Origin of the sequence: Olsenella sp. KH3B4 (genome assembly GCA_900111695.1) — a bacterium.
Lineage (GTDB): Bacteria > Actinomycetota > Coriobacteriia > Coriobacteriales > Atopobiaceae > Tractidigestivibacter.
This window is the reverse complement of the sequence record FOHD01000007.1, coordinates 1-15349: the sequence shown is the minus strand read 5'-3', so window position 1 is coordinate 15349 and position 15349 is coordinate 1. Positions and strand designations below refer to the sequence as shown.

Below are 15349 nucleotides of genomic sequence, written 5' to 3'. Positions count from 1 at the left end.
AGGAGCAGACGGAGTCGTGCAAGAGGCGCATGGGCTCAACCCCACGTTTTGCTACCAGATCTTCGAGGGCGCGCACCTGCCACACGTGGCCGAGACGTACGACCTGCCTGACCAGATATCCTCTTACGTCTACGTCTGAGAGGCATCTAGCCTGCTCATCGCCTACAAGGAGTCTTAGCGAAGCACTTCTCGGCATGAGGCGCCAAAAAGCGGCCGGGGTCTGCGGCACACGTCGCGGGCCCCGGCTGTCTTCGCGCTTGCTCTACTCGTCCCACACGCGGAACTCAAAGCGGCCGTTCTCGTAGATGCCATAGCTGTGGGTTCCGTCCTTGGGGATGCCAACCGAGCCGGGGTTGAACACGGTGATTCCAGGATGGGAATCACTTAGCTGGTTGACCTTCTTGTGCGTGTGCCCATACACGAGCGCCGAACCCTGCGGCAGCTCGGGCCACGCGTCGACGGAATTGTGGATCCCCGGTCCCCATACGTGCCCGTGCGTGAGGAAGAGGGTCATTCCCGCGCCGTAGTTGGCGTCGGGGTCAAGCAGGACGTTGTACTCGGCCATGCAGGGAAAGTCGAGCACCATCTGGTCGACTTCGGCCTCGCAGTTGCCACGCACGGCGATGACCCTCTCAGCAATGCCGTTGAGCATGCCGATCACCTTTTTGGGGGCGTAGTCTTCGGGGAGGTCATTTCTCGGCCCGTGATAGAGCAGGTCGCCGAGAAGAACCACGCGGTCCGGGTTCTCGGTGTCGATGGCATCCATGAGTCGCGCGCACCAGTCGGCGGCGCCGTGGATGTCGGATGCGATGAGAAGCTTCATGGGTACCTCCCGTGGTTGGGTTTGCCTCTAGATTGTAGGCGTGGGGCCGCGGCGTGGGGGAGGTTCCGCGTTGCGCCGCCCCATGCCCACGGGAAAACTGCGGGTTAATTGCAGAGCCGAGAAAGGCCGTGAGTCATCTACCTGCGGTTATTCTCAGCAGTACCTCAGACTGACTGCAATTAACCCGCAGTTTTTCTGGAAGGGCCGCCGCTGGCCGCCGCAGGTCGCCGTTGCCGGCCAGCGTGCGACCGCCGCCGGTTTTCTCCCCGGGCTGCCTTCTCAACAGTACCTGAGAGACAGCCGTCCGCGTGATTGCGGAATGCCACGTAGCTCCGCACTCAACCCTTGCGCCGGGCGGCGTTAAAAAATCTCATGCAAAGAGACTTAGATAATGTATAAAGTCAAACCGTAGGGGGCATAAGACAGAACGTACAAGAGCGAACAAAGCGCTGAGCACGGCAAATGTCGCAGCGGCGCAGAAGGAAAGGAACGAACACCATGGGCAAGATTCTCGGTATTGACCTTGGTACAACCAACTCTGCAATGGCAGTCCTCGAGGGCGGTCAGCCCACCATCATCGTGAACGCGGAGGGCGATCGCACCACCCCGTCCGTCGTTGGCTTCCGCGCCGGCGGCGACCGTATTGTGGGCAAGGCTGCTAAGAACCAGGCCGTCACTAACCCCAAGAACACGGTCTTCTCGATCAAGCGTTTCATGGGCCGTCGCTATGACGAGGTTGGCTCCGAGCTCAAGACTGTCCCGTACACCGTCAAGAGCGGCACTGGCAACCGTGCCGTTGTCGAGATTGACGGCGAGGACTTCACGCCCGAGCAGATCAGCGCCATGATCCTTGGCAAGATGAAGGCAGACGCCGAGAAGTACCTTGGCGAGCCCGTCACCGAGGCCGTAATCACCGTCCCGGCGTACTTCAACGATGCCCAGCGTCAGGCCACCAAGGACGCAGGCAAGATCGCTGGCCTCGACGTCAAGCGTATCGTCAACGAGCCTACGGCCGCGGCACTCGCCTACGGTCTGGACAAGAAGGGCACCGAGCAGAAGGTCCTCGTCTTTGACCTGGGCGGCGGCACCTTCGACGTCTCGCTGCTCGACCTCGCCGACGGCGTGGTTGAGGTTCTCGCCACCAACGGCGACAACCACCTGGGCGGCGACGACTGGGACCAGCGCGTCATTGACTGGGCTGCCGACAAGTTCCAGCAGGAGAACGGCATCGACCTTCGCAAGGACCCCATGGCGCTTCAGCGCCTGAAAGAGGCCGCCGAGAACGCCAAGAAGGAGCTCTCCGCCGCACAGCAGGCCGACATCAACCTGCCCTTCATCACCGCTGACGCCACCGGCCCCAAGCACCTCAACTACACGCTGACCCGCGCCGAGTTCGAGCGCATCACGCGCGACCTTCTCGACCGCTGCAAGGCCCCTGTGACCAAGGCGCTCCGCGACGCCAACATGCAGATCTCCGACGTTGACGAGGTCATCCTCGTTGGCGGCTCCAGCCGTATGCCCGCCGTGCAGGAGCTTGTTAAGCAGATGACCGGCAAGCAGCCCAACATGTCCGTGAACCCCGATGAGGTCGTTGCCGACGGCGCTGCCGTCCAGGGTGGCGTTCTTACCGGCGATGTCTCCGGCATCCTGCTGCTCGACGTCACGCCGCTGTCGCTCGGCGTCGAGACCATGGGCGGCGTCATGACCAAGATGATCGACCGCAACACCACGATCCCCACGAGCAAGACCGAGGTCTACTCCACGGCCGCAGATAACCAGACGTCCGTCGAGATCAACGTCCTGCAGGGCGAGCGCGAGATGGCCGCCGACAACAAGTCGCTCGGCAAGTTCACGCTCACCGGCATTCCTGCCGCGCCGCGTGGCGTGCCGCAGATTGAGGTCACGTTCGACATCGACGCTAACGGCATCGTGAAGGTCACGGCTAAGGACAAGGCCACCGGCAAGTCCCAGCAGATCACCATCTCCGGCTCCACCGCACTTTCCGACGACGAGGTCGACCGCATGGTCAAGGATGCCGAGTCCCACGCCGAGGAGGACAAGAAGCACAAGGACGAGATCGAGGTCCGCAACCAGACCGACTCTCTCTGCTACTCCACCGAGCAGACCCTGAAGGACCTTGGCGACAAGGTGCCCGAGGACCAGCGCAAGAACGTCCAGGACGCGGTCGACGCTGCCAAGAAGGCGCTCGAGGGCACGGATATCGACGCCATCAAGGCCGCGGGCGAGAAGCTCCAGGAGGCCAGCCACAAGCTGGCGGAGGTCGTCTACTCCAACACGCAGGAGCAGACCGCGGGTGGTAACGCCGGTGCCTCCAACGCCGACTCCGGCTCCGCCGACGACGTGGTCGACGCCGACTACGAGGTCGTCGACGACGACAAGAAGAAGGACTAGCCTCGGATTGGCGTCGCGGCCAAGCTGCGGCGCCGGTTCTCGAAGACAGACTGTCTAGGGGGCGGCCGAGAAGGCCGCTCCCTCTGGTACGCATGAGGAGGGTGACGTGAAAGTGCCAATCGAGGATGCAGACGAGAAGAAGCCTGGCACCACGCAGCCGGGCGAGGCAGAGTCCTCGCCCAAGGACGCGTCGGCATCCACGGCAAGCTCGGCGTCAGCCGCCACCAGCTCTGCCCCCGGTGACATCGATCCGGATGATGACGCGGCGATGCGCGCCGCTGCCATGAAGGCTGCCGATGAGGTGCTCGAGCAGGAGGCCGTTGAGGACGCGAAGAAGTTCCGCTCCGAGCGCGACGAGCTGCAGAAGAAGCTCAGTGACATGACGGAGGACATCGAGAAGGCCAAGAAGGAGGCCGCCGAATCCACCGATCGTCTCGTCCGTCTTCAGGCGGACTGGGACAACTACCGCCGCCGCACCGCCCAGGAGCGTTTGGACGAGCGCGAGCGCGCCGCCGAGAAGCTCGTAGTGAGCCTGCTGCCCGTCATCGACGACATGGAGCGCGCGCTCGAGCACGCGTCCGGCTTTGGCCAGGACACAACGGCAGAGCAGTTCAAGCAGTTCGTCGATGGTGTCTCGGCCGTCCATGACAAGATGGTGGGCGTCCTTTCCAAGGAGGGCGTCGAGCCCATTGACCCCGCTGGCGAGCCGTTCGATCCGCTTGAGCACCAGGCCGTTGGCCGTCGCGAGGACAAGGACGCCTATGACGAGACGGTCGACCAGGTCTACCAGAAGGGTTACCGTATGGGCAAGAAGGTCATCCGCACGGCGATGGTGACCGTCACCTACGGTGGGCCCAAGCGCCCGGCGGACGCTGCGGCCAACGCGGCCGATAAGGACGCCGAGGCCAAGGGCAGCGGCGACAAGGACCCCGGCTCGGGCAATGGCGCCGCAAAGGAAAAGTAGTGTAACGGCGCCCGGGCCGCTCGGTCCGGGCGCATTGATATGAGAGGGGGCTCGTGCGAAACCATGGCCAATGGCAAGAAGACGTACTATGACATCTTGGGCGTGAAGCGCGACGCCACCCAGGATGAGATCCGGAAGGCATTCCGCAAGCTTGCGGCAAAGTACCACCCCGATGCTGGTGGCGACGAGAAGAAGTTCAAGGAGATCTCCGAGGCCTACACCACTCTGTCGGACGAGAAGAAGCGCAAGGAGTACGACCAGCTGCTCATGTTTGGCGGCATTCCCGGCGCGGACTTTGGCGGGTCCGGTGGCCCCAGGCGCACGTACACCTACACCAACGTTGGTGGCAACGGCGACTGGTCCGACATCTTCAATGGTATGGGCGGTGACTTTGGCGGCTTTGACTTCTCGTCCATCTTTGGTGGCGCTGCTCGCCAGCAGGCTCAGCGGCCTGCCAAGGGCGGGGACCTCACCATGCGCATCGACGTCACCTTTGACGAGGCGCTCAACGGCGCCACGCGCAAGGTGTCGTACCGCGTGCCGTCGACAGGCGAGGAGCAGACGCTTACCGTCAAGATTCCGGCTGGCGCTGTGGATGGCGGCAAGCTGCGTTATCGCGGTCGCGGCGAGTACGGCGCAAACGGCGGTCAGCGCGGCGACCTCGTGATTACCACGCACGTCGAGGAGCACCCGCTCTTCAAGCGCGACGGCGCCGATATCCGCATGGAGCTGCCGATAAGCATGTACGAGGCCGCGCTTGGAGCGACGGTCGACGTTCCCACGCCAAACGGCACCGAGGTTCGTCTCAAGGTGCCCGCGGGGACGCAGGACGGCAAGTGCTTCCGGTTCCGCGACCTGGGTGCGCCCAACGTCAAGCGCAAGGGCACGCGTGGCGCGCTCTACGTGACCATCCGCGTGAAGGTGCCCACGTCGCTTTCAAAGAAGGAACGCGATGGCCTTAGCGCCCTGATGGATGCCGACAAGCGAGACTACAGAAAGGACGTCGAGCGCTATGAGTCGTAGCGATGGCGCATCCGAGGGTCGCGACGCGCGCGACAGGGACAAGCCCCTGTACATGATCAGCGTGGCCGCGGAGCTCACGGGCATGCATCCCCAGACCCTTCGCGTATACGAGCAGAAGGGCCTGGTCACGCCCGGTCGCTCGCGCGGCAACACGCGCCTGTACTCGCAGGCCGACATTGACCGGCTCAACCTCATCTCCAAGCTCACCGATGAGGGCATTAATCTGGCTGGCGTGGTACGCATCATGGACATGCGCGAGCGTGCGCGCGAGCGGGACGAGGAAATCGACCGCCTGCGCGCCCGCGTGCGCGAGCTCGAGGACGAGGTCCACGAGTTCCATATGCGAGAGAGGATCACAGCGCTTGCCCGCTACGACGGGCAGAGTCCCGAGCAGGTCATGCGAGGGCTTCTCGGAAACGGCAACAACGACCCCGTCGAGTAGGCGGGGTCGTTTTGCGCAGGCGGGTGCGAGAAGCGCGCCTCACCGCAGGCTAGAAGAACAGCGGGACGCGGTCGCGGAGGAAGTCATCCAAGCTGCATGCTCCCGCGGAGCTTCCTCCAACCACAATGCGTTTTGCTTCGGGATGCCGGGAGAGGAACTCCGCCATGCCGCTCTATCGAGCATGCACGCCACCTTTGACCTCGATGGCCGAGAGCGCGCCAACGGCGGATCCAACGAGGCGACCCCTGCGTTTCGCGTTAGATCCCCTTGCTATTGAGTGCATTTGCTCAATACGCCGAATGGGTGAGATGCTCACCGGACGCGGCTGCCCTCGCGCGGTCCTTACAAACCCATTACCCCAACAGATATTGCGCTATGTATTCAATGTACATATTATTGTGATATCACATTGAGACCAATCGACCCGGCACGTATCATGGAGGCCGAAGCGGAAAGGGGCAAAGATGACGTCCGAGAAACTCATCAAGGCTAAGTCGGGTTGGGCAATGCTCGCCATCACGGTGCTTGTCTTCGTGGCCAGCTGCGCGGGGCTCGTGTGGTCCATCGTGCTTCTCGCCTCAGCGGACGAGGCAGGCCTGGAGGCGCCGGCGTTCGCAGGCCCCCTGATGTTCGTCGGGTTCCTCCTGCTTGCGCTTGGCTTCATCCTGAGCTCGGGCTTTATCGCCCTGCAGCCGGGTGAGGCCAAGGTTTGTCTCCTCTTTGGCAACTACATCGGCACCATCCGCGAGTCGGGCTTCTACTGGGCAAACCCCTTCTACAGCCGCAAGATGGGCGAGTCCGGCCCGGACGAGGAGATTTCCGAGGAGGGCGGCAAGAAGGGAGCCCTTGCGGTCAAGGCGGCAGCGGGCATCTCGACCAAGGTGTCGCTCCGTGCACGCACGCACAACGGAGAGCGCATCAAGGTCAACGACAAGCAGGGCAACCCCATCGAGATTGCGACCGTCGTGGTGTGGCGCGTGTCCGATACCGCCAAGGCCCTGTTCGACGTGGACAACTACATCTCCTACGTCTCCATGCAGACCGAGACCGCATTGCGCCACGTGGCAAGCATCTACGCCTACGATCACATGGAGGACGACGACGCGGCCAATACCAGCATCACGCTGCGCTCCAACATCGAGGAGGTCTCGAACAGCCTGAAGGAGGAGCTGGGCCTGCGCCTGGCGCCCGCGGGCGTGGAGGTCGACGACGCGCGCCTTACGCACCTTGCCTACGCGCCCGAGATTGCGCCCGCGATGCTTCGCCGTCAGCAGGCTGAGGCCATCATCGCCGCCCGCAAGAAGATCGTCGAGGGTGCCGTTTCGATGGTTGACATGGCGCTTTCCGAGCTCTCGGACGGCGGAATCGTCGACTTTGACGAGGACCGTAAGGCAACCATGGCGTCCAACCTCATGGTGGTTCTCTGCGGCGAGTCCGAGGCGCAGCCGGTGCTCAACACCGGATCGCTGTACTAAGGCCTGCGGAGGCATCTGCGCATGACACGTCGCAAGCAATATCCCCTGCGCATCGACCCGGAGATCTGGGCCGCGGTCGAGCGCTGGGCCGAGGACGACATGCGCAGCGCCAACGCACAGGTGGAGTGGGTTTTGCGAGACGCGCTCCGGCGCGCCGGGAGGCTTCCGGACCGTGATGGCGCGGGCGAGCGTGGCGGCGCGGGCGACAAGAGCAACGACGGCGCGGGCGAGAGGGACTAGCGGTTCTCGCCTGGGGCGTCCCCGAAACGGAGACTGTGATGGCAGGAGAACGTCCGACCCCCAAGAGCGTGCTTGGCCTGGTTGGCAGCTATGCTCTGGCATTTGCGTTGCTTGTGCTGGGGTCTGTCGTGGGCGGGGCTGTTGCGATTTTCATTGCGGCGTTTGCCTACGGGGCTGTAACCTCGGGCGAGGGCGTGCAGGACATGGTGAATGTCCTTGCGCTCCAGGACGGTCTGGGAATGCTTGGGCTTGCGGAGGGCGAATACTCCACTTCCGCGGCATCCGCGATTTACACGATGGCGTTCTACCTAAGCTTCATTGGCATTTGGATCGTGTTTCTCATCCACCTGCGCGCAAGCAAACGCGTAAGGCCCATCCTGGGTGCAGTCACGCGGCGGACAGCTGGAAACACTCCGGCGCGGCTTGGCCTGGGGCTGCTCCTGGGATTTGTGCTCAACGGCGCGTGCGTGCTGGTCGCGGTGCTTGAGGGCAGCTTTTCCCTCTCGCTTGTGGGCGTGAACGTGGCGGGCATCATCGCGGTCTTTCTCGCCGTCTTTGTGCAGTCTTCTGCCGAGGAGCTTGTCTGCCGGTGCTATCTCTACCAGCGAACGTCTCGCGTTATGGGAAGCCATGTGGTTGCGATTGCGCTGAGCACGGTGTTCTTCACGCTGCTGCATCTGGCAAACAGCGGGTTGACGGCGCTTGCCCTCGTTAACCTAGCGCTCTGCGGGGTTCTGTTTGGCCTGGCCGTGTGGAAGCTCGATAGCCCTTGGATGGCGTTTGGGCTGCACGCAAGTTGGAATTTCACACAGGCCGTACTGTTTGGGCTGCCCAATAGCGGCGGCATCACGCCGTTTGCGATCTTTGGCGTGACTCCGGGAACCACGCCCACGGCGGGGTTTGCATACGACCCCGGCTTTGGGATTGAGGGCTCGGCGATGGCGAAGGTCGTGCTGGTCGCTGGCTGTGCGCTGGTATGGTGGCTTGGCGAGCGTTGGGGCGCGAGGCCGACGGACCTCTGGGCCGACGCTGGCGCCGCCGGCCCCGGCGGTGCTGGCGGCCCCGACGGCCCCGGCGTTCCAGCGGCGGCCTCCAACCCCTCTGCGCCAACCGCAGAGAATATCGCTGCTTCTTAATATTCGCTGTGGCGACCTGGGCAAACGCAATCGCCGTTTAAAAATTAGCGATAAACTCTGCCGACGCATGTCCGCCGGGCGCTGCGTGCCCCGGCACGCCCCCCACGCGACATCGACTTGACCACGCTGCAAAAGTGAACACAAAAACGGTCGGCCGATTCGTCATCTGGAATAACGTTGTTGCGTATTTCCTCGGATTGATTTCGTGTTCACTTTTGAGGGCGCGAGGACGCGGGGGGTGCGAGGATGCAGCAACGGGGCGATGCCCAGTACCCTTGCGGGCTTTGCGCTTGTCTCGCGCCGCGCTCGTCGCCTGAAAAGTGAACACGAAAACAATGACCGCTAAATGATTCCTGGGAAAATGAGGCCGCACGGCATCCGCGATTGATTTCGTGTTCACTTTTGGTGGACGCTTTCGCGAGAGCCAAGGCCCCCGCGTGCTTCCGGGTCTCGCGACTGTCTCTCGCCGCGCTCGTCGCCTGAAAAGTGAACACGAAAACGGTCGGGCCAAAATTTCATCTTGGATAACGTCGTCATTGGTTCCCTCGGATTGATTTTGTGTTCACTTTTGGGGGGCTGGCGGCCGAGAACGACTGGCAGCCGAGAAGGGCTGGCGGCCGAGAAGGGCCGCCGGGCGTGGCCGCCGGGTGTGGCTGCCGAGAGGGGAAAGACGCAAGCAAGATCCCCCGGTTCTTCTCTCCACCAAACCATGCGTGTCAACGCATACGAAAATCTATATCAGATACACTTAGATTTCTGTATACATCACCCCTCAGGTGGGAATACTCATTCACGATAAACAGATTCCGCCGTCCCTCAGGCCGTGCGGACCATAGGGAGTGATGCATATGAGAATTGATAAGTGGGCAGTCACCGCCCAGGAGGCGCTGCAGTCTGCCGTCGGCATCGCGACGGACGCCGAGGCGGGCCAGGTGGAGCCAGTCCACCTGCTCAAGGCCCTTCTCAGCTCCGGAGAGCAGAACATAAAGGCAATTGTGGAGCGCGTGGGCGCGGACCCGGCCGCAATAGAGGCGCAGGTCGACCGTGCCATCGCCAACGCGCCCAAGGTCACGGGCGACAACTCGCAGATGGGCGCTGGCACCAACTTCGTGCGTGTGGCAGACGCCGCCGAGAAGCTCGCAACCAAGATGGGAGACTCGTACGTCACGAGCGAGCATCTGCTGTGCGCCCTCGCGGACGACCGCTCCGAGGCCGGCAGCATCCTCAAGTCCGCCGGCGTAACGGGCAAGCGCGTGCAGGAGGCCTACGAGGCCCTGCGCGGCGGCGAGCGCGTGACCAGCCAGGACTCCAAGCCGGAGTTCGAGGCCCTCTCCAAGTACGGCCGCAACATCACGGACCTCGCCCGCCAGGGCAAGCTCGACCCGGTCATCGGCCGCGTTGAGGAGATTCGCCGCACCATCCAGGTGCTCAGCCGCCGCACCAAGAACAACCCCGTGCTTATCGGCGAGCCCGGCGTAGGCAAGACCGCCATCGTCGAAGGCCTGGCAGAGCGCATCGTCTCGGGCGACGTGCCCTCGACCATCCGCGACAAGGACGTCATTGAGCTCGATATGAGTGCCCTTGTGGCCGGCGCCAAGTACCGCGGCGAGTTCGAGGACCGCCTGAAGTCCGTGCTCAAGGAGGTCGAGAAGTCCGACGGGCGCATCATCCTGTTCATCGATGAGCTGCACACCATCGTGGGTGCCGGCGCAACCGAGGGCTCCATGGACGCAGGCAACATCCTGAAGCCTGCGCTGGCCCGCGGCGCGCTGCACGCCATTGGCGCCACGACGCTCGACGAGTACCGCAAATACATCGAGAAGGACCAGGCCCTTGCGCGCAGGTTCCAGCCGGTCATGGTGTCGGAGCCCAGCGTCGAGGAGACCATCTCGATTCTCCGTGGCATCAAGGACAAGTACGAGCAGCACCACCGCGTGCGCATCACGGACGCGGCGCTCGTCTCGGCAGCCGATCTTTCCAACCGCTACATCTCCGACCGCTTCCTGCCCGACAAGGCCATCGACCTTGTGGACGAGGCGGCGAGCCGTCTGCGCATGGAGCTTGACTCCATGCCGGCCGACATCGATGCCGTCGATCGCCAGCTCACCCAGATGCAGATCGAGGAGCAGGCCCTCATGAAGGAGGAGGACGAGGCGTCGCGCGAGCGGCTTAAGAAGCTGCGTGGCGAGATAGCCACCACCCGCGAGAAGCTCGACGGCATGAAGGCCAACTGGCAGAACGAGAAGCAGGCCATCGACCACGTCCAGGACCTCAAGTCCCAGATTGAGGACGCCAAGGGCGAGATGGAGCGCGCCACGCGCGACGGCGACCTCGCCAAGGCCTCCGAGCTGCGCTACTCGACCATTCCCTCGCTCCAGCGCGAGTATGACGCTGCATCCGAGGCGCTCTCGCAGAAGCAGGAGTCCGGCGGCATCCTCAAGGAGGAGGTCACGTCCGAGGAGATTGCCGACGTGGTCTCCGAGTGGACGGGCGTGCCTGTGTCCAAGATGATGCAGGGCGAGATGGACAAGCTCAAGAACCTCGAGGCCGAGCTCCACAAGCGTGTCGTGGGGCAGGACGAGGCCGTCTCGGCCGTGGCCGCAGCCGTGCGCCGCAGCCGTGCGGGTCTCTCCGATCCCAACAGGCCCATCGGCAGCTTCTTCTTCCTGGGCCCCACGGGCGTGGGCAAGACCGAGCTGGCCAAGGCGCTGGCCGAGTGCCTCTTCGACGACGAGCGCGCGCTCGTGCGCATCGACATGTCCGAGTACATGGAGAAGTTCAGCGTCCAGCGGCTCATCGGCGCGCCCCCAGGATATGTGGGCTACGACGAGGGCGGCCAGCTCACCGAGGCCGTGCGCAGGCACCCCTACAGCGTCATCCTGCTCGACGAGATGGAGAAGGCGCACCCCGACGTCTTCAACATCCTGCTGCAGGTGCTCGATGACGGACGCCTCACCGACGGTCAGGGTCGTGTCGTGAGCTTCAAGAACACGATCATCATCATGACGTCCAACGTGGGCAGCCAGTTCATCGCCGGCGCCAACGCGCAGAGCGACCCCGACGAGGTGCAGCGCAAGGTCAACGACGCCCTGCGCCAGACCTTCAAGCCCGAGTTCCTCAACAGGATCGACGACGTGGTTGTCTTCCATCCGCTGGGTCTCTCCGACATCGAGAAGATCGTGGACATCCAGCTCAAGGACGTCCGCGCACGTCTTGCACGCGAGCGCATCACGCTCGAGCTCACGTCCGCGGCCAAGCAGTCGCTTGCCCTTGACGGCCTCGACCCGGTCTACGGCGCGCGTCCGCTCAAGCGCCTCATCCAGCGCCAGGTTGTCGACAACGTGGCCAACCTCATCATTGACGGCAAGGTCGGCGAGGGCGACACCGTCAAGGTCGACGTGGGTGACGACGACAGGCTCTTCGCCGCACGCGACGATGCCGCAAGCGAGGAGAGCCGTCGCCAGGCTGCCGAGGCGGTTGCCGCCGAGGCAAGCGCCGGCGAGGCCGAGCCCTCTTCGGCGGACGAGCCCGTTGAGCCCGACTCCGTGGAGTAGCACGAGAAGCACGGCGCTACGAAGCGCTGCGAGGTTTGATTGAGAAGTGGCCCTGGGGCTTGTGCCCTGGGGCCGCTTTTTTGTGCGTTGCGGTCGGCTCCGTGAATGGTGTTTGCGCGGCGCGATTTACCCTGTTGGGGCACAATGGAGTCCATGCTGAGCAGACAGGCGTTGGTTCGGGGAGGTCGCGACATGGAAGATCCAGAGCTTGAAGGCGACGCCACACAGGCGAAGCGCGACGACCCCGACGCCACGGTGCTCGCTGCGCCCGAGGACCCCGACGCCACGGTGCTCGCGGACCCCGACGTCACGCGCCGCGTCGACCCCGACGCCACGGTGCTCGCCGCGCCGCCCGAGCCCGCGCCCGCGGACCCGGATGACGCCGCGGCGAACGACGACATGCCCACCATCGTGGTGCCCCATGCCGTCTCGTCAGCCGAAGGCCCCGACGGTATCGACGCGATGGACGACCCCTATGCCCCCATCAACGATGCGGACTTTACGCGCGTGACCCCTTACGCGCCGGTGTCCATCGACTCTCCGGTTACGTCTAACGACAAGCACCATCGCCACGTGCGCCCGCTGGCCGTGATCCTCGTGGCGGTCGCGCTTCTCGCCGCCGCTGCCTTTGTGGTGAAGTACACCTACGAGAGCGAGTACTGGGGCGGCAAGACCCTGCCCGACGTGGTGGGCAAGACCGAAACCGAGGCGCGCTCGACCCTCTCGCCGCTGGGGTTTACCGTCAGCGTCAACGAGGTCCCGTCCGACGACAACGTGGGCAAGGTCATCTCGATGAGCCCCGCTGCCGGCACGCGCACGGGCGACGACCTCTCGGTGACCATCACCGTGGCTGTGGCGCGCACAATCCCCTCCGTGGTGGGACAAAGCCAGGCGGACGCAAAGAAAGCCCTGTACAGTGCAGGTGCCGAGAACATCTCTATCGCATACCAGAACTCCAGCGAGGCGGAGGGAACGGTGCTCGCGGTGGATCCGGGCGAAGGCTCGGCGTTTGTCTCGACGGACCAGATCACGCTTACGGTGGCGCAGCCGTTCAAGGTGCCGGACGTGGTGGGCCTCTCGCTTTCTGATGCCGAGAAGGCCATCAAAGACGCTGGCCTTACGTCCACGGTTTCGTATGCGGACGAGAAGGGCGACGAGAACGAAGTCCTCTCAACCTCGCCCGAGGCGGGCACCGAGGTCTCCGAGGGCTCCACGGTCACGCTGTACGTGCCGGCGCCCAAGCTGAGCGACCCCTACCACATTGCCGAGTACTTTGACATCGACCCCGCCGACCTGGATGCGTACCTGGCCAAGCAGGGCTATTCCGTCTCGTCCACGGGCGTGTTTCCCAGCGGCAACGCCTACGCGGTCTACACCAACGGCACGGCGACCATCACAATCACAGATTACCCCGAGTCCGCAGACGCAGTTGGCGCAGGTGCGGGCACCAGCGCGCTTGCCGGCGGCAAGGCGGTGGGTGGCGTGAGGCTCCAGGCCTCGGCGTCTTCGGTCTCGTCGAGCGCCGCCATGAGCTCGAGCGGGATCTCGTCCGTGATGGACGCCTGCGGTCTGAGCAACCTTGTCTCCTCGTGCACCGCCGACACGGCCCAGACAACGCGCCACGTCGACAAGACCGGCCTCTCCTTCGCGTGCGGCTACGGTCAGCAGGGCGACTACGTGTGGAGCATCCTCATTGGGAGCCTCAACGGGTCCCCCACGCACGCCATTGTGACCATCGCGCCCAAGAGCCACTACGACGGCATTGACCTTAGCGATTATGGAAACGACCTGGCGAGCTACATCGCCATCACGAACTACTACGGGAAGTGACAAGCATGGACGAGAAAAACGTCGCACCCAGGGCTAAGGCAAAGGCAGGCAAGCCCGCGCACGAGAAAATCGACCCGGCCGACCAGCCTTTTATCCGTGCCGAAAACGAGGACGACGACGGTTACGACCCGTACTCAGACCGCCGGCCCTCGCCCGAGCCGCTCTTCGAGCGTGACCCCTGGGACTAGCGGTGCCGTGCGGGCGGCGGCACCCACAGGGGCCCGCCGCTGCCGGCTGTGGGTCGCCTAGCTAGTGGCGCCCCAGTTGACCTGCATATACTGCCAGACAAAGAACACAATCACGCAGAGTATCGCGATGACGGCGATAAGCGCCACCACCGAGCGGATGCGCATCTTGCGTTCGCGCGAGGCGAAGATGTCGCGGCGGCCCTTGGGAATCTCGAGGTACTGGCCATAGTGGAGGTCGCGGCGCAGCTGCGGCATCTCGGAGCGCGACTTGCGATAGGAGCGGCCAGAGAGCACCGAGCCCCTGTTGGCGTAGTCTGAATCGTGCGTAAAGCCCTCGAAGCCGTCGGCACTCGACTGGTTGTCGAAGTCATCAATGGGCGCGACGGTCTTGTGCGGCGTGCGCGCGCGCGTGTAGCGCTGCGGCCGGGGTGCGGGCTGTCGCTGCGGCTCGGCGGCCTCTTCGAAACCTGCGGCAGGGGAGTTCTCGCCCGAGTAATCTGCCATGACCGTCTCATCGGGCGATGCCGCGCGCCGCGCCTGCGGATTGCCAGGCGCGGAGAAGTGCGAACCCTCGGGAGTCCCCTGAGGGCGAGAAGAAACGTTGCCTGGGTTGCCCAGGTCGTCATAGTTGTTCATGTGTTCGTGCCTCCGGTTGCGGTTTGCACGGCAATACCAACATCATAGAGCACACGCGACCTTGGGCTGCCGACGACACGCCCATTATGTTGGCAACGTGCGCAGAAACAAAATCTAAGTCGTAGACACTAAGAAAATCTTTTCTCGTGCGTTTAATTAATCGGATGACGGGAACATATACCAGCGAACACCAAGGGCGCCGCAACGAGGCGCCCGCACGTCTCAAGGAGTTGATCATCATGGCAAGCATGATTCCGTATGACAGGTACGCAAGGGCTCTCGCCAGCTGGCCGTTCAACGCGTTCGACGACTTCTTCGCTCCGCTGGCAACCACCGATGGTGACGTGGCCTTCAAGATGAACGTCGAGGACGCGGGCGACAAGTACGTGGTCACCGCCGAGCTCCCTGGCGTCAAGAAGGACGAGGTCGACGTCGAGCTCAACGAGGGCAGGCTCTCCGTCAGCGTTGACAAGAAGGAGTCCGACGAGGAGAAGGGCAAGAACTACCTCCACAAGGAGACCGGCGAGTGGAGCGCCACGCGTGGCGTGTACCTTAAGGACGCCGCGACCGAGGGCCTAACCGCCAAGATGGACGGCGGCGTGCTCACGGTGAACGTCCCCAAGCAG

At 63.7% G+C, this 15349-nt stretch carries 14 protein-coding genes; 12 read left to right on the top strand and 2 right to left on the bottom strand.

Translation table 11 applies throughout. From position 1 onward, the window contains the following. Positions 1-16 precede the first annotated feature (16 nt). A complete protein-coding gene (locus BMX94_RS10765; protein WP_286160053.1) occupies positions 17-139 on the top strand; it encodes a hypothetical protein in 123 nt (40 codons plus the stop codon). Between the two features lie 123 nt (positions 140-262). Here BMX94_RS10765 and yfcE read toward each other — a convergent pair whose 3' ends face one another. Then, complete coding sequence (yfcE, locus tag BMX94_RS07605; RefSeq protein WP_091005300.1) at positions 263-823, bottom strand: phosphodiesterase; 561 nt, start codon at positions 821-823, stop codon at positions 263-265. A 498-nt stretch (positions 824-1321) separates the two neighbouring features. Here yfcE and dnaK point away from each other — a divergent pair, with 498 nt between their 5' ends. From dnaK to BMX94_RS07555, 10 genes are all read left to right on the top strand, one after another. After that, positions 1322-3235 carry a molecular chaperone DnaK gene (gene dnaK, locus BMX94_RS07600; protein WP_091005298.1) on the top strand — a complete coding sequence of 638 codons (1914 nt, stop codon included), beginning with the start codon at positions 1322-1324 and terminating at the stop codon, positions 3233-3235. Positions 3236-3341: 106 nt separating this feature from the next. After that, positions 3342-4199: a nucleotide exchange factor GrpE gene (locus tag BMX94_RS07595; protein ID WP_286160052.1), complete on the top strand. Its 858-nt coding sequence runs from the start codon at positions 3342-3344 to the stop codon at positions 4197-4199. 63 nt (positions 4200-4262) lie between these two features. Next, a complete protein-coding gene (locus BMX94_RS07590) occupies positions 4263-5222 on the top strand; it encodes a DnaJ C-terminal domain-containing protein (RefSeq protein ID WP_059052481.1) in 960 nt (319 codons plus the stop codon). Continuing rightward, the gene (locus BMX94_RS07585; RefSeq protein ID WP_059052479.1) at positions 5212-5664 is read left to right on the top strand and encodes a heat shock protein transcriptional repressor HspR; all 453 of its coding nucleotides are present in this window, start codon (positions 5212-5214) and stop codon (positions 5662-5664) included. The genes BMX94_RS07590 and BMX94_RS07585 overlap by 11 nt, the downstream gene beginning before the upstream one ends. 464 nt (positions 5665-6128) lie before the next feature. Continuing rightward, a complete protein-coding gene (locus tag BMX94_RS07580) occupies positions 6129-7139 on the top strand; it encodes an SPFH domain-containing protein (protein WP_091005296.1) in 1011 nt (336 codons plus the stop codon). 21 nt (positions 7140-7160) lie between these two features. Continuing rightward, positions 7161-7379 (top strand): type II toxin-antitoxin system antitoxin, encoded by a 219-nt coding sequence (locus BMX94_RS07575; RefSeq protein WP_091005294.1) that lies wholly within the window; start codon positions 7161-7163, stop codon positions 7377-7379. 38 nt (positions 7380-7417) lie between these two features. After that, positions 7418-8515: a CPBP family intramembrane glutamic endopeptidase gene (locus BMX94_RS07570; RefSeq protein ID WP_091005292.1), complete on the top strand. Its 1098-nt coding sequence runs from the start codon at positions 7418-7420 to the stop codon at positions 8513-8515. Between the two features lie 848 nt (positions 8516-9363). Further along, a complete protein-coding gene (gene clpB, locus BMX94_RS07565; protein ID WP_091005290.1) occupies positions 9364-12069 on the top strand; it encodes an ATP-dependent chaperone ClpB in 2706 nt (901 codons plus the stop codon). Positions 12070-12261: 192 nt separating this feature from the next. Beyond that, on the top strand, positions 12262-13899 hold the full coding sequence (locus BMX94_RS07560; RefSeq protein WP_143052293.1) for a PASTA domain-containing protein: 1638 nt from the start codon (positions 12262-12264) through the stop codon (positions 13897-13899). Positions 13900-13904: 5 nt separating this feature from the next. Then, a complete protein-coding gene (locus tag BMX94_RS07555) occupies positions 13905-14087 on the top strand; it encodes a hypothetical protein (protein WP_091005287.1) in 183 nt (60 codons plus the stop codon). A gap of 57 nt (positions 14088-14144) precedes the next feature. Here BMX94_RS07555 and BMX94_RS07550 read toward each other — a convergent pair whose 3' ends face one another. Beyond that, positions 14145-14723 (bottom strand): hypothetical protein, encoded by a 579-nt coding sequence (locus BMX94_RS07550; protein WP_091005285.1) that lies wholly within the window; start codon positions 14721-14723, stop codon positions 14145-14147. 239 nt (positions 14724-14962) lie between these two features. On the opposite strand from BMX94_RS07550, the gene BMX94_RS07545 reads away from it, so the two are divergent. Continuing rightward, positions 14963-15349: Hsp20/alpha crystallin family protein (locus BMX94_RS07545; RefSeq protein ID WP_091005283.1), on the top strand; the 387-nt coding region annotated here is incomplete at its 3' end.

Coding starts and splice junctions, on each gene's coding strand:
- yfcE (WP_091005300.1), bottom strand. CDS start 823: ATGAAGCTTCTCATCGCATCCGACATCCACGGCGCCGCCGACTGGTGC.
- dnaK (WP_091005298.1), top strand. CDS start 1,322: ATGGGCAAGATTCTCGGTATTGACCTTGGTACAACCAACTCTGCAATG.
- BMX94_RS07590 (WP_059052481.1), top strand. CDS start 4,263: ATGGCCAATGGCAAGAAGACGTACTATGACATCTTGGGCGTGAAGCGC.
- BMX94_RS07585 (WP_059052479.1), top strand. CDS start 5,212: ATGAGTCGTAGCGATGGCGCATCCGAGGGTCGCGACGCGCGCGACAGG.
- BMX94_RS07580 (WP_091005296.1), top strand. CDS start 6,129: ATGACGTCCGAGAAACTCATCAAGGCTAAGTCGGGTTGGGCAATGCTC.
- BMX94_RS07575 (WP_091005294.1), top strand. CDS start 7,161: ATGACACGTCGCAAGCAATATCCCCTGCGCATCGACCCGGAGATCTGG.
- BMX94_RS07570 (WP_091005292.1), top strand. CDS start 7,418: ATGGCAGGAGAACGTCCGACCCCCAAGAGCGTGCTTGGCCTGGTTGGC.
- clpB (WP_091005290.1), top strand. CDS start 9,364: ATGAGAATTGATAAGTGGGCAGTCACCGCCCAGGAGGCGCTGCAGTCT.
- BMX94_RS07560 (WP_143052293.1), top strand. CDS start 12,262: ATGGAAGATCCAGAGCTTGAAGGCGACGCCACACAGGCGAAGCGCGAC.
- BMX94_RS07555 (WP_091005287.1), top strand. CDS start 13,905: ATGGACGAGAAAAACGTCGCACCCAGGGCTAAGGCAAAGGCAGGCAAG.
- BMX94_RS07550 (WP_091005285.1), bottom strand. CDS start 14,723: ATGAACAACTATGACGACCTGGGCAACCCAGGCAACGTTTCTTCTCGC.